The following is a 14,175-nucleotide window of genomic DNA, read 5'->3' as shown; positions in this document are numbered from 1 at the left end:
AGGTTGCTCCTGCGCAGTTTCGGGCTGGCTTCATCACGGATATGACTATTTCGTCCGTGTTGACAGCCCCGGCTCGACCGACGGACTCCGGGGCGGAACGGTCTCGGTATTCGCTGGTCGTCTCATCCGATTCGGCGCACCGGCTGGCCGCGCAGCGCCTGCGCTACGGCGTGTTCGCCAGTGAGCCCGGCTTCCACATTCCCGATAACGGAACGGGTCTGGACGCCGACCGTTTCGACGAGCACTGCGATCACCTGCTGGTCCGCGACGATCGGACCGAGAAATTCGTCGGCTGCTACCGAATGCTGCCGCCGGACAAGGTGACTGCCGCGGGCGGTTACTACACGGCCACCGAATTCGATCTGGCCCAACTGGATCCGCAGGGAAACCGGATCGTGGAAATGGGCCGTGCGTGCGTGGTGCCCGACCACCGCAACGGCTCGGTGCTGACCCTCATGTGGGCGGGCATCCTGCACTACATCCAGCTCACCGGATACGAGTGGGTGATGGGCTGCGTATCGGTGCCTATGCAGGACACCCCCGCCGATCCGGTCGGTGTGAATGTGCGCGGGGTGCGCGATATGCTGCTCGGCCGTCACGGATCCGATCCCGAGCGGCGGGTACATCCGCACCGCCCGGTGGTCGTCGACGGGCTGACGCTGGACGAGATGACACCGCCCGCGCGCCCGAAGCTGCCCCCGCTGCTGCGCGGCTACCTGCGCCTGGGCGCGGAGATCTGCGGTGAACCCGCGCACGATCCGGACTTCGCGGTCGCCGATTTCGTCGCACTGCTCGGCCTGGACACGATCAACACCCGCTACCTCAACCGATTACAAGACGCGGCCAATGCACTCGACGGGGGACGGTGAGTCAGATGGTGTTCGACGCGCCGCCCGCGCAGCGCACCGCGCATTCCTGGATGCCGTCGAGCCCGTGTGGGCCCGGCTGTATCGATTCCGTCGACGAGATCGGCACCGCACGGGTGATCGGCCGACTATTCGGTGTGGTCGGGTTGTTGGTCAGCTTTCCGGTTGTCAATGTCGTGACGCCGCGCGGTCGGCGCGAACAGTTGCAGCGGCGGTATGCGCGAACTGTTTTGAGCTGTCTCGGGATTCGGTTGCGCGTTGTCGACAACCGAGCCGATGCGGGGGATACGGCCGATGCCCGCTTCGGCGATTCGGGTGCCGGGTTGCTGATCGTGGCCGGACATATCGGCTGGACCGATGTGGTCGTCCTGGCCGCGGTGCAGCCACTTGGTTTCGTGGCCCGCGCCGATATGGTCGACTGGCCGCTACTCGGTGGACTGGCCAAACTGATGCGGGTCATTCCGATCGAGCGCGAACGGCTGCGCGAATTGCCCGGTGTGGTGGCGCGTCTGGGCGAGCGGCTGGCGGCGGGGGATCGAGTCGCGGTCTTCCCGGAGGGCACCACCTGGTGTGGCCGCGCCTACGGCACGATGCGGCCCGCGCTCTTCCAAGCGGCGGTGGACACCGGAACATCGGTGCAGCCGGTGCGGCTGCGGTATCTGGACGCACACGGCACTCGGTCGACCGTTCCCGGATTCGTTGGTGACGACAGCTTCGGCACTTCGGCGAGGCGGGTGCTGCGCTCGCGCGGCATGGTGGCCGAGGTGGTGCTCGAACCGGTGGAGTATCCCGGACTCGATCGTCGTGATCTGGCTCATCGGTGTGAACAAGCGGTGCGCGGTGCCGATCTGTCGCGCCACGGCGCCATCGAGGCCTCGGATTGGATCGAGGCGACGGCGACCCGCGTACAGGATCCGGAATCGGCCGATGCGCAGCCACAACGGCCGTCGCGGCGGTTGCGACCGTTCCGGCGCAGGGGCTCCGGACACCGGGTCGCGGTGTCGACAGACTGATCCGTCCGGCTGGCGATGCCGACATGACCCGTGGCACGGCCGCGCCCGTGCAGGTGAAGCACAGCTCGCGAACGAGTTGATCCGCGACCGCAGCGTGGTGGCTGCGGATTTGCTGGCCGGGGTGTCGGAGGGTCGGGTACGTTGAGCCAAGGCGAGAACGGCGATGCCCGTGCACGGGCGGATTCATCGAGCGAACTCGGCGGGCGATCGGCGGCACCTTCGCAGCGGGAGCGGCGCTATGGATCTGAATACGATCACCGATATTGTTCGGCGTCCTTCCGAGCAACCGGGCGCGGACTGGCGCGACGGCGATGCGTGGCTGGCCGGGGGGACGTGGTTGTTCTCGACCGAGCAGCCGGAACTGCGCCGTCTCGTCGATATCACCGCACTCGGCTGGGACAGTCTGGTGCCGAGTCCCTCGGGACTGGAGATCGGCGCGACATGCACCGTCCGCGAGCTGAATGCTTTTGCGCCGCCGCGTGATTGGCTCGCCGGGACGCTGTTCTCCACGTGTTGCGATGCGTTTCTGTCCTCGTTCAAGGTCTGGAATGCGGCGACGGTCGGCGGCAATATCTGCATGTCGCTGCCAGCGGGGCCGATGATCACGCTGACGGTCGCACTGGACGCCACGTACACCGTGTGGGCCACCGACGGCTCCGAACGCACCATCGATGCGGGCGACTTCGTCATCGGTGACCACCGAAACATCCTCGGCCCCGGCGAGATCCTGCGCCGCATCGATATCCCGGTGACCGGACTTCACAAGCGGTGTACGCACCGGCGGTTCAGCCTGACGCGCCTTGGCCGCTCGACGCTGTTCCTGATCGCCACCCAATCGCCGGAGTCCCGGGACCTGCAGCTCACCATCACCGCGGGCACCACCCGCCCGGTGCGCTTGGCGTTCGACACCATGCCCGACGCCGAGACGCTGCGCGAGCGCGTCGACGCCATCCCCGAAGACCTGTGGTTCAGCGACCCGAACGGCACACCCGAGCACCGTCATCACCTCACCAGGTACTTCGCCGAGGAGATCCGCGTCGAACTCACCGAAGGCGGTCGGCCGTGACGTACACCGTGAACGCGAACACCTTCGACGCCGAGCCCAATCCGGGTCAATGCCTGCGCACATTCCTGCGCTCGCTCGGCTTCCACGGTGCCAAGAAGGGGTGCGACGCGGGCGATTGCGGTGCATGCACGGTATGGCTGGACGGTGCGCCCGTGCACAGCTGCATCACGCCCGCGTTCCGTGCCGATGGACGTGCGGTCACCACCATCGAGGGCCTCGGTTCGCCCGAAGATATGCACCCGATGCAGCGGCAGTTCCGCGACGCTCCCGGCTTCCAATGCGGCTTCTGCACCGCTGGCATGATCATGACCGCGGTGGCGCTCACCGACGCCCAGCGGGAAGACCTCTCGCGCGCGCTGAAGGGCAACCTCTGCCGCTGCACCGGCTACCGGGCGATCGAAGACGCGATGCACGGTGTCGCCGAGATCGAAGTCGCTCAGCCGGGCCGGGTCGTCGGGACCAGCGTCGGCGCTCCGGCGGGCACCGAGGTGGTGACCGGTAGCGCCGAATTCACCATGGACACCGTGATCGACGGCATGTTGCACCTGAAGCTGCTGCGCTCTCCGCACGCCCATGCCCGCATCGTGTCGATCGATAAGACCGCGGCGCTCGCGGTTCCCGGCGTGCATCGCGTCTACACCTGGGAAGACGTGCCGCGCAAGCACTTCACGACCGCCATTCACACCGATCACCTCGTCGATCCCAGCGACACCTACATCCTCGACGACGTGGTGCGCTTCGTCGGTCAGCGCGTGGTCGCGGTGTTGGCCGACACCGTGGGAGCTGCCGAGCAGGGCTGCCGCGAGGTGGTCGTCGAGTACGAGGTGTTGCCCGCGGTTTTCGATCCGGAAGCGGCCATGGCCGACGGCGCTCCGCAATTGCACGGTTCCCAAGATCCGTTCGTGCGCGATCCCGAGCACAACATTCTGCTCGAGATCCACGGGGATATCGGTGATGTCGCGGCGGGTTTCGCCGAGGCCGATGTTGTCCATGAGGGCACCTACTACTCGCCGCCCGTGCAGCATGCGCATCTCGAGACGCACGGATCGATCGCGTGGATGCAGGACGGTCGCCTGCATGTACGCACCAGCTCACAATCGCCCTCGATCGCCAAGAACAAGCTCGGCTATCTGTTCGACCTGCGTCCCGATCAGCTGCGCGTGTTCTGCAAGCGGGTCGGCGGCGCTTTCGGCGGTAAGCAAGAGGTCATCACCGAGGACTTGGTTGCCTTGGCCACGTTGGATACCGGGCGGCCGGTCTGTTTTGAGTTCACGCGCGAGGAGGAGTTCACGACAGCATCACCGCGGCACCCGATGTCGCTGACAGTGAAGCTGGGCGCACGGTCCGACGGCACGCTCACCGCGATCCAGGTCCGCAATGTGTCCAATACCGGCGCCTACGGCAACCACGGCGGCGAGACGCTGTTCGCCGGTGGGACGGCCGTCGCGGCCTACCGCTGTCCCAGCAAGAGGTTCGACGCATATTCCGTCTATACGAACAACGTGCCGGGTGGCGCGCTGCGCGGCTACGGCATGACCCAGCCCGCCTTCGCGATGGAGTCGGCCATGCACGAGCTGGCGGTGGCGCTCGATATGGATCCGCTCGAGCTGCGGCGGCGCAATATCGTGCGTCCCGGTGATGCTCTCGTCGCATTCGACGACGGTCCGGACGATGTCATGTTCCGCGAGGACGGCCTCGTCGAATGCATCGATCTCGTCGATGACGCGTTGCGGCGCAACACCGTCGAGCCGCCACCGAGTATCGATTGGCTCATCGGTACCGGCACCGCCAGCTCGCTGCACGAAACCGCGCCCCCGACCGACCACCTCTCCGAGGCCTGGCTGACCCTCGGTGACGACGGTAGCTACGAACTCGCCGTCGGTACCGTCGAATTCGGCGAGGGCACCTCGACCGCCCACGTGCAGATCGCCGCCGACCGGCTCGGCACGACGCCGTCACGGGTGCGGCTCATCCAATCCGATACCGACCGAACGGGATTCGACACCGGCGCGTTCGCCAGCGCGGGTCTCTTCGTCGCCGGGAACGCCGTGCTGCGAGCAGCGGAGGCTCTGCGCGATCGCATTCTGTTCTTGGCGGCCGAACACACGCGAGTCGATATCGCTTCGTGCGCGATGGACGACAACGGTGTCATCTGCGGTGACAGCCACCTATCCCTGTCGGAACTGATCGAGGTGGCGCACCGCCGCGGCATCCGATTGACCGAGGCGCGCAAGGCTTTCGGGTCGCCGCGCAGTGTCATCTTCAACACGCACGGCTTTCGGATCGCGGTGCACCGGATGACTGGTGAGATCCGCATCCTCTACAGCGTGCACGCCACCGACGCCGGAGTCCTCATCAACCCGGCGCAGGTGCGGGGCCAGATCGAGGGCGGCGTCGCACAGGGCATCGGCTTCGTGCTGACCGAGAACTTCCACGTCGACGCGAACGGCGCGATGGTCAACCCGAACCTGCGCAACTACCGCATCCCGACCTATGCCGATATTCCCCGCATCGAAGTACTGACGGTGGACTCCGCAGATTCCGTCGGTGCGATGCACTCGAAAGGTATTGCGGAGTGCTGCATCAACCCGGTCGCGCCCGCGCTGGCCAATGCGCTAGAGGACGCGACGGGCGTCCGATTCCGCGCGCTGCCGCTCACACCCGAGCGCATCTATCGGCGTCTCATATCGGTTCCGGCTCGAAAGCGGTGAGGAGACCGCGATGGGAGCCGGGAAACTCACCGACAGCGCGGCGACGGTCATCATCGGCCAGAAGGTGCGCCCGGGTTTCGAGAAGGCCTTCAAGTCCTGGCAGGAGGACCTGAACGCCGCGGCGTCGGGCTATCCGGGATTCGTCGGCGCCGAGATCGCCGCCCCCACCGCGGTGCAGCCCGAATGGGTGGTGGTCTACCGCTTCGACTCCGTCGGTCATCTACAGGATTGGATAAACAGCGCAACCCGTCAGGAATTCTTGGACAGCGGGCAGCAATACTTCGACGGCCCCGCCACCCAGCAGGTCATCGGCGGCGGCACGCGACCCTCAGATCCCCTCGTGACGGTCGTGGTCACCCATCGTGTGACGCCCGAGAGCGTCGCGGATTTCCTTGCGTGGCAAGCGGATATGAGTCGTGAGGAGGCGAAATTCGAAGGCTTCCGCGGCACCGAGCTCTTCCGTCCCATCGAGGGTGTGCAGGACGAGTGGACGGCGCTCTATCGCTTTGACACCGCGGCGAATCTGGCCACCTGGCTCACCTCGAAGCGGCGTCAGGAACTCCTCGCCGAGGGCAGGAAGTTCAGCGATTTCGAGTTGCGCACTATCGATAACTCGTTCGGCAGCTGGTTCGCCTTCGATGAGGACGGCAACGAGACTCCGTCGGATACCAAGACGGCAATCGCGGTATGGGTGGGCCTCTATCCGACCGTGGTGCTGCTGACCCTCGCCCTGGCGCCCTTGCAGATGCCGCTGTGGCTGGGGTTGCTGATCGGCAACCTGCTGTCCAGTTTCGTGATGAGCTACGTCACGATGCCGTACTACGTGAATCGGCTGCTGCGGCGGTGGCTGCGCCCGCCCCCGGATATCCCGGCGGCGAAAACGAACCTCCATGGCATTGCCATCGTCGTCGCGGTCATGCTGGCCTGGGTCGTCATCTTCTACGTGGCCACGACCAAGCTCTGGTCGTTGCCCTAACGGCCACCCAGCGGTGTGGGTCCCGTCGGTTCGGGGATTGTGCTCACTGGCTTCGGTGTCAGGGCTGTGGCATGCGGGTCGGCCAGGTCCGGTCCGAACTTGCGGACCTGGAAGGCGTTCATCGCCGCGGCTGGTGCATGTCGGGTCAGGATCGCGGCCACCGTCGGAGCCACGTAGGCAGGGATACTGCCAGCCGCGCATCGGAGTACGCACTCGTTACGGGCGACGGGGCCGCCGCGGGTCGGTATAGGTATCACACCGGGCTCACCAAACGTCGCCCGGTCTCGAGTCTCGGGCGCAACGCGGTCCGCGGGGGCCGGTGATCGTCCGGTGGCGTTCGGCCTGTCAGGCGCGGTCGTGGAGAGTGACCTGGTAGCCGTCGGGGTCGGCGAAGGTGAAGGTCCGACCGAAGGGGCCGTCGATCGGTGCGGAGACGATGGTGTGACCGTCGGCGACCAGAGCATCGTGAATGGCCTGGACGTCTGTGGCGTGGAGCCAGATCGCGGCACCGATGCCGGGCTGAGCAACGGATGCGAGATCGGTGCCGGGAACGACGTCGCGGAGTGCGAACGCGATCGGCTTCGTCTCGAAGACGACGGCGTGCGGAGGTCCGGTCTGCGAGCGGACGAGGCCGAGGTACTGCTCGTAAAACGCCTGCGAAGCGTCGAGGTCGCGCGCTTGGAGCGAGATGAAGTCGGGGCCGGTGGCGGGCATGATGATGCTCCTTCTGTTCGTGTCAGTCTTCTGACACGGCTCAATCTATGTCAGAATGCTGACATGAGTCAAGACGGTGTCGGCGTCGACCTGGAGACGTCACTGGGCTACCTGCTGAAAGAGGCGTCGAGCGCCCTGCGTGCAGCCATGGAGGAGGTGCTGCGGCCGCTCGGGATGAGCGTGACGCACTACTCCTGCCTCGAGCTGCTGGCTCAACGACCGGGCTTGTCGAACTCCGAGCTCGCGCGGGGCGCGTTCGTGACACGGCAGACGATGAACGTGCTGCTCCAGGCCCTGGAACGAGACGGCTACGTGACCAGGCCCGCGGAGGCACCCGTCGGGAAGGTTCTTCCCACGCGGCTCACGCCTCGCGGCCGACGGAGCCTCGAGAAGGCGACCGTAGCGGTCCGGTCCGTCGAGGTCAGATTGCTGGCGGGGATGACCGAGACCGAGCAGGCAGACGCGTTCCGGATCCTGCGGAGCATGATCCATTCCCTGCGTGATGGCAACGACGGTGCATAGCTCGTTCCCCGGCGCACGTCTCGCCGCGAACAACACCACCACCTTGGACGTCTACACGCACTGGTAGACGGACAGCAGGCGGGGGCGTTGATGCTGGGAGAGCCATTGGCGCGGGGGGTTGCGGGAATACCGTCGCGCCCGGCTCGGCTTGCATGGGGTGGGTGAATCGTAGACAGATCGTAGACAGCGGCGGGATACCCCGAAGATATGCAGGTCAACGGTGGGATAAGGTTTGTAGGTCATGAAGTCGGCTTTTGCGGGTTCGGTCCATGGGGCGCCCCGGACGGTCTACCTCGATCATGCGGCGACCACTCCGATGGTGCCTGCCGCGATCGAGGCGATGACGGCCGCGCTCGCGATGACAGGCAATGCCTCGTCGCTGCACGGTTCCGGGCGTGCGGCCCGGCGGATGCTGGAGGAGGCGCGCGAGTCGATCGCCGCCGATCTGGGCGCCAGGCCGTCGGAGGTGATATTCACCTCGGGCGGGACCGAGAGCGACAATCTGGCGATCAAGGGCATCTACTGGGCCCGTCGCGATGCCGAACCGCGCCGCACCAGGATTATCGCGGGTTCGACCGAACATCATGCCGTCATCGATACCGTCGAGTGGCTCGAGCAGCACGAGGGCGCGCAGGTGACTTGGCTGCCGGTCGACTCCGACGGTGTGGTGTCGCCGCGGGTGCTGCGCGCGGCGCTGGCCGAACACGTCGACGAGGTCGCGCTGGTCAGCATCATGTGGGCCAATAATGAGGTCGGCACTATCGCGCCGATCGTCGAATTGGCCGCGGTGGCACAGGAATTCGGCGTGCCGATGCACAGTGACGCGATCCAGGCGGCCGCGCAGCTGCCGATCGATTTCGCGGCCAGTGGGCTTTCGGCGGCGAGTTTCGCCGGGCACAAGGTCGGTGGCCCGCATGGTGTCGGCGTGCTGCTGCTCGGCAGGCAGGTACCGTGTGTGCCACTGATGCACGGCGGCGGGCACGAGCGCGATCTGCGGTCCGGGACTTCGGATACCGCCGCCGCCGTCGGGCTGGCGACGGCACTGAACTACACCGTGAACGAGTTGCCCATGCGTACAAAGGAATTGATCGCGCTACGGGACGAATTGATCAAGGGTATCCGCGATACCGTTCCGGATGCGGTGCTCAGCGGTCCCGACGGAGAGCGACGCTTGCCGGGCAATGTGCACTTCACTTTCCCTGGCTGCGAAGGGGATTCGCTGCTGATGCTGCTGGACGCGGCCGGGATCGAATGCTCTACCGGGTCTGCTTGCAATGCGGGTGTGGCCACCCCGAGTCATGTGCTGATCGCCATGGGCATGCAGCCGTGGCAGGCTCGCGGATCATTGCGATTTTCATTGGGGCACACCTCGACTCACGCCGATGTGGACGCGGTGCTGAATGTCTTGCCCCAGATTGTGGAAAGGGCCATGGCCGCGGGTCTGGCCGGTGCGAAGGGAGGTGTCTGATGCGAGTACTCGCCGCGATGAGTGGTGGTGTGGATTCGGCCGTGGCGGCGGCACGAGCCGTCGACGCTGGTCATGAGGTGGTCGGCGTACACCTGGCGTTGTCCGCGACACCGGGCACCCTGCGCACCGGTTCGCGCGGTTGCTGCTCGAAGGAGGACGCGGGCGACGCCCGGCGAGCCGCCGACGTGCTCGGAATTCCCTTCTATGTCTGGGATTTCGCGGACCGTTTCAAGGAAGACGTGATCGACGATTTCGTCGCCGCCTACGCTGCCGGGGAGACACCCAACCCGTGCCTGCGCTGCAACGAGAAGATCAAGTTCTCCGCCCTCGCCGATCGCGCGGTGGCCCTCGGCTTCGACGCCGTGGTCACCGGCCACTACGCGCGGCTCGAGGACGGTGTGCTGCGTCGTGCCGTCGACGCCGACAAGGACCAGTCCTATGTGCTCGCGGTGCTGACCGCACAGCAGTTGTCGCGGGCCATGTTCCCGGTGGGTGACACCCCGAAGCCGCAGATCCGCGCCGAAGCCGCCGAGCGTGGGCTCGCGGTGGCGAATAAGCCCGACAGCCACGACATCTGCTTCATCCCCTCCGGCGACACCAGGGCCTTCCTCGGCGCGAAGATCGGCATCCGGCCCGGCGCGGTCGTCGATGCCGACGGGCAGGTGCTCGCGAATCACGAAGGCGTGCACGGATTTACGATCGGTCAGCGCAAGGGTCTCGGACTGCCCGGACCGGCCGCCGACGGTAAGCCGCGCTATGTCACCGAGATCGATCCCGACTCCGGCACCGTGCGCGTGGGCTCGGCCGAGGATCTGCAGGTGTGGACCGTCCAGGCCGAGCGCGCCATCTGGACTTCCGGTGCGGCGCCCGAGGGGCCGATCGAGTGTGTGGCGCAGGTGCGCGCGCACGGCGGCACCGCACCGGCCGTAGCCGAGGCGGTCGGCGACGGGCTCATCGTGCGACTGCGCGAGCCGCTGACCGGTGTTGCCCGCGGCCAAGCCGTCGTGGTGTATCGCCAGGATGCGTTGGGCGATCAGGTGATCGGCAGCGGCACCATCACAGACACCGCGCGTGATGCGTCGGAATCTGTGAGTAGCGCGGGCGCGAGCACAAGGCAGTGAGCGACGCCCACATCGGGCGGCGCGGCAAGCGAGATCGCTTCGTCCCGGCGCAGACTGGGATCCACCACACGATGGGGTGCATACCCCGCATAGGGGCAACGCAGTGAGCAAGCGTCAGCGAGTGAGCCATCGACCCGGCGCGCAATCGCGCACGATGGAGCCGAGCGGCAGCGAGGCGCAGTCGTGAGCGAAATCGCCAAGGAATCACGCGAAATTCCGGCGAAGCAACCGGTGCGGATTTCGGGCGGCATCGCGACCGCCGTCGGGTCCTGGCCGGGTACGGATCCGCGGGAGGCCGCGGCCACCATCATCGGCGAGTTGCCCGATCTGCCGCATCTGGTCGAATTGCCTGGTCGCGGTGTCGGTTCGGACATGATCGGCCGCGTATCGGCACTCCTGGTGGATATGCGATTCGACACCACCACGCGGGGTTATCGGTTGGCGGCCAGGCCCGGTGCGGTCGCGCGGCGTGCGCGCGATCTGCTCAGGTCGGATCTGGACGCACTCGAACAGGCCTGGGCGACATCGGGTTCGGCGGGCACGGTCAAACTACAGGCCACCGGACCATTGAGCCTCGCGGCCCAACTCGAACTCCCCGTCGGACACCGGGTGCTCACCGATTCCGGCGCGGTGCGCGATATTTCGGAATCTCTGGCCGAAGGTCTCGTCCAGCACGTGGACGAGGTGCGCAAACGCCTCGGTGCGCACGTCGTTCTGCAACTGGATGAACCGTCACTTACCGATGTGCTCAACGGCTCCCTGCGTGGCGTCAGCGTGCTGGACACGGTGCGCGCGGTCCCCGAACCGGAGGCACTGGCGGTCTTGGATGCGGTCATCACCGCTCAGGCTGTTCCTGTCCTGGTCCACACCTGCGCCGATGTGCCCGCCCTTTCCTTCCTGCGCGGTAGCGCGGCCACCGCCATCGGCTTCGACACCACCACCATCACCACCCGCGCTCTGGACGATATCGGCGAAATACTGGACGCCGGAAAGCAATTGGCCCTCGGACTGATTCCGACGATGCCGCCCGGCAAGCCCCCGACCTGGCGCGATATCGCCGAGCCCGGTGTCCGCCTCATCGACCGCCTCGGCCTGCGTCGCTCCGTGCTGGCCACCCAGATCCTGGTCGCCCCCGCTTGCGGCCTGGCCGGTGCCCCCCTCGAATGGGCCCGCCAAGCCCTCCGCTTGTCCACCGAAGTGGCGCGCGCCTACGCCGAAGAGCCGGAATCGCTCGACTTCTCCTGACGCTCGGACGTATCGCCGCCGTTCGAGTTGCGATCGTCATCGGCATGAACGCGCGAAGACCAGGCGGTGTCCCAGGTTGTCGATCGGCGCGGTTGATCGCCACCCTGACCAATGCCGCCGCGGACGGCGATACGATCACCGCGTCGGGTGGGTGCGAAACGGCGATGATCGACCTCCGGATTCGCGGCGGTGCGAGCGGCGGGCAGCGTCACCTCGGACCGGATCCGCCGCCCGGATAGTCCGCCGCGACGTGCGGGAATGTGACGGTGACTTGTCGGTGGGCTCGACTAATGTGCGATGGGTGAGTGACAGCGACATTGCGGCGGACCCGGCTACGGCGGAGCAGCGGGTGGAGTGGCAGCGGCTTGCGGACGAGGTTCGGGAGCACCAGTTCCGGTATTACGTGCGGGACGCGCCCATCATCTCCGACGGTGAGTTCGACAAGCTGCTGCGGCAACTGGAGGCGCTCGAGGACGCGCATCCGGATCTGCGCACGCCCGATTCGCCGACGCAGCTGGTCGGCGGCGGATTCGCGACGGATTTCACCGCTGTGGACCATCTCGAGCGAATGCTGTCACTGGACAATGTCTTCGACTTCGACGAGCTGCGCACCTGGGCGAGCCGGGTCGAGGCCGAAACCGGGTCGAATCTGCACTATCTGTGCGAGGTGAAGATCGACGGTGTCGCGCTGAACCTGGTCTACGAGAAGGGGCGGCTGGTGCGCGGCGCGACCCGCGGCGACGGACGCACCGGTGAGGACGTCACGCTCAATGCGCGCACCATCGATGACATTCCGACCGAGCTGACCGCGACCGCGGAGTTCCCGGTCCCGGACGTGCTCGAGGTGCGTGGTGAGGTCTACTTCCGGCTGGAGGATTTCGAGACGCTCAATGCGGCGATCGTGGCCGAGGGTAAACCGCCGTATGCGAATCCGCGCAATACCGCGGCGGGTTCGCTACGCCAGAAGGATCCGGCGGTCACCGCGCGGCGTCGGCTCCGGATGATCTGCCACGGATTCGGACGCATCGAGGGCTATACCCCGACCTCACAGCACGAGGCCTACCGCGCGCTGGCCGCATGGGGTCTGCCGGTCTCCGAACACACCAAATTGGTGCAGGGCATCGATGCGGTGATCGAGCGCGTCAACTATTGGGGCGAGCACCGTCACGATATCGAGCACGAAATCGACGGCCAGGTGATCAAGGTCGACGAGATGGCGCTGCAGCGTAGGCTCGGCTCGACCTCGCGCGCCCCGCGCTGGGCCATCGCCTACAAGTACCCGCCCGAAGAGGCCACCACCAAGCTACTGAATATCGAGGTGAATGTCGGGCGCACCGGCCGGGTCACTCCGTTCGCGGTGATGGAGCCGGTATCCATCGCGGGCTCCACGGTCGCCATGGCCACGCTGCACAATGCCTCCGAGGTGAAGCGCAAGGGCGTGCTCATCGGCGACACCGTTACCATCCGCAAGGCCGGTGACGTGATTCCGGAGGTGCTCGGCCCGGTGGTCGACGCACGCACCGGTGACGAGCGCGAATTCGTCATGCCGACGCACTGTCCGGAGTGCGGTACCGAGCTGGCGCCGCAGAAGGAGGGCGACGCCGATATCCGCTGTCCCAACCAACAGTTCTGCCCGGCGCAGCTGCGGGAGCGGGTATTCCATGTGGCCGGGCGCGGCGCTTTCGATATCGAATCGCTCGGCTACGAGGCCGCCAACGATCTGCTGAAATCGAGCGCGATCACCGACGAGGGCGATCTGTTCGACCTCGACGAGGCGCGGCTGCTCACCACTACGTTGTTCGCCAATAAGAACGGTGGCCTGTCCGCCAACGGCAAGCGACTGCTGGAGAACTTGCAGACCGCCAAGAACCGGCCGCTGTGGCGGGTGCTGGTCGGGTTGTCCATCCGGCATGTGGGGCCCACCGCGGCGCGGGTGTTGGCCAGGGAATTCGGCAGTATCGACCGGATCCAGGACGCCGCGGTCGAGGAACTGGCCGCCGCCGACGGCGTCGGCCCGACCATTGCCGCCGCGGTCGCCGAATGGTTCACCGTCGATTGGCATCGCGCGATCGTCGACAAATGGCGTGCCGCGGGTGTGCGAATGGCCGATGAACGCGACGAGTCCATCGAACGCACCCTCGAGGGGTTATCGATCGTGGTAACCGGGTCGCTGGAGGGGTTCTCCCGCGACGGCGCCAAGGAGGCGATCCTGGTGCGCGGTGGTAAGGCCGCGGGTTCGGTCTCGAAGAAGACGGCCTTCGTGGTGATCGGTGATTCGCCGGGCTCCAAGGCCGCCAAAGCGGAGGAACTCGGTGTGCCGATCCTGGACGAGGACGGATTCCGCAAGCTACTCGAGGAGGGTCCGGCGGCGGTGACGCCGGAGACGGCCGCGGAGGATGCCGAAGCCGAGGAGTAGATATGCCGTCGGCGAATACGCCTTGACCTGAACCTGGCTTCAGGTATGAGGATCGAC

At 66.4% G+C, this 14,175-nt stretch carries 13 protein-coding genes; 11 read left to right on the top strand and 2 right to left on the bottom strand.

Annotation, left to right across the window (positions count from 1 at the left end; all coding sequences use genetic code 11):
- Positions 1–41 precede the first annotated feature (41 nt).
- From ACIBG0_RS14785 to ACIBG0_RS14765, 5 genes are all read left to right on the top strand, one after another.
- Positions 42–869 (top strand): GNAT family N-acetyltransferase, encoded by an 828-nt coding sequence (locus ACIBG0_RS14785; RefSeq protein ID WP_397032625.1) that lies wholly within the window; start codon positions 42–44, stop codon positions 867–869.
- On the top strand, positions 866–1,879 hold the full coding sequence (locus ACIBG0_RS14780; RefSeq protein ID WP_397032623.1) for a lysophospholipid acyltransferase family protein: 1,014 nt from the start codon (positions 866–868) through the stop codon (positions 1,877–1,879). The genes ACIBG0_RS14785 and ACIBG0_RS14780 overlap by 4 nt, the downstream gene beginning before the upstream one ends.
- Positions 1,880–2,117: 238 nt before the next feature.
- Entirely contained in the window at positions 2,118–2,945 is an 828-nt protein-coding gene (locus tag ACIBG0_RS14775) for an FAD binding domain-containing protein (protein ID WP_397032621.1), read from the top strand.
- Positions 2,942–5,656, top strand: a complete 2,715-nt coding sequence (locus ACIBG0_RS14770; protein WP_397032619.1) for a molybdopterin-dependent oxidoreductase — start codon at positions 2,942–2,944, stop codon at positions 5,654–5,656. Before ACIBG0_RS14775 ends, ACIBG0_RS14770 begins: the two co-directional genes overlap by 4 nt.
- 10 nt (positions 5,657–5,666) lie before the next feature.
- Entirely contained in the window at positions 5,667–6,632 is a 966-nt protein-coding gene (locus tag ACIBG0_RS14765) for an antibiotic biosynthesis monooxygenase (RefSeq protein ID WP_397032617.1), read from the top strand.
- Here ACIBG0_RS14765 and ACIBG0_RS14760 read toward each other — a convergent pair.
- Positions 6,629–6,805: a hypothetical protein gene (locus ACIBG0_RS14760; protein ID WP_397032616.1), complete on the bottom strand. Its 177-nt coding sequence runs from the start codon at positions 6,803–6,805 to the stop codon at positions 6,629–6,631. The genes ACIBG0_RS14765 and ACIBG0_RS14760 overlap by 4 nt on opposite strands.
- Positions 6,806–6,977: 172 nt before the next feature.
- Entirely contained in the window at positions 6,978–7,346 is a 369-nt protein-coding gene (locus ACIBG0_RS14755) for a VOC family protein (protein ID WP_319753851.1), read from the bottom strand.
- A gap of 63 nt (positions 7,347–7,409) precedes the next feature.
- Here ACIBG0_RS14755 and ACIBG0_RS14750 point away from each other — a divergent pair, with 63 nt between their 5' ends.
- The 6 genes from ACIBG0_RS14750 to ligA all read left to right on the top strand — a co-directional run bounded on the left by ACIBG0_RS14750 (position 7,410) and on the right by ligA (position 14,118).
- Complete coding sequence (locus ACIBG0_RS14750; protein WP_397032613.1) at positions 7,410–7,868, top strand: MarR family winged helix-turn-helix transcriptional regulator; 459 nt, start codon at positions 7,410–7,412, stop codon at positions 7,866–7,868.
- Positions 7,869–8,109: 241 nt separating this feature from the next.
- Positions 8,110–9,336, top strand: a complete 1,227-nt coding sequence (locus ACIBG0_RS14745) for a cysteine desulfurase family protein (protein ID WP_397032612.1) — start codon at positions 8,110–8,112, stop codon at positions 9,334–9,336.
- Positions 9,336–10,457 carry a tRNA 2-thiouridine(34) synthase MnmA gene (mnmA, locus tag ACIBG0_RS14740; protein ID WP_397032610.1) on the top strand — a complete coding sequence of 374 codons (1,122 nt, stop codon included), beginning with the start codon at positions 9,336–9,338 and terminating at the stop codon, positions 10,455–10,457. Before ACIBG0_RS14745 ends, mnmA begins: the two co-directional genes overlap by 1 nt.
- A gap of 192 nt (positions 10,458–10,649) precedes the next feature.
- Complete coding sequence (locus ACIBG0_RS14735) at positions 10,650–11,702, top strand: methionine synthase (protein WP_397032708.1); 1,053 nt, start codon at positions 10,650–10,652, stop codon at positions 11,700–11,702.
- A gap of 44 nt (positions 11,703–11,746) precedes the next feature.
- Entirely contained in the window at positions 11,747–11,941 is a 195-nt protein-coding gene (locus ACIBG0_RS14730) for a hypothetical protein (RefSeq protein WP_397032608.1), read from the top strand.
- Positions 11,942–12,003: 62 nt separating this feature from the next.
- Positions 12,004–14,118 carry an NAD-dependent DNA ligase LigA gene (ligA, locus tag ACIBG0_RS14725; RefSeq protein WP_397032606.1) on the top strand — a complete coding sequence of 705 codons (2,115 nt, stop codon included), beginning with the start codon at positions 12,004–12,006 and terminating at the stop codon, positions 14,116–14,118.
- Positions 14,119–14,175 lie beyond the last annotated feature (57 nt).

Source organism: Nocardia sp. NPDC050630, from assembly GCF_044457245.1.
Classification (GTDB): Bacteria; Actinomycetota; Actinomycetes; order Mycobacteriales; family Mycobacteriaceae; genus Nocardia.
This window is presented reverse-complemented; position numbering and strand designations above follow the sequence as displayed.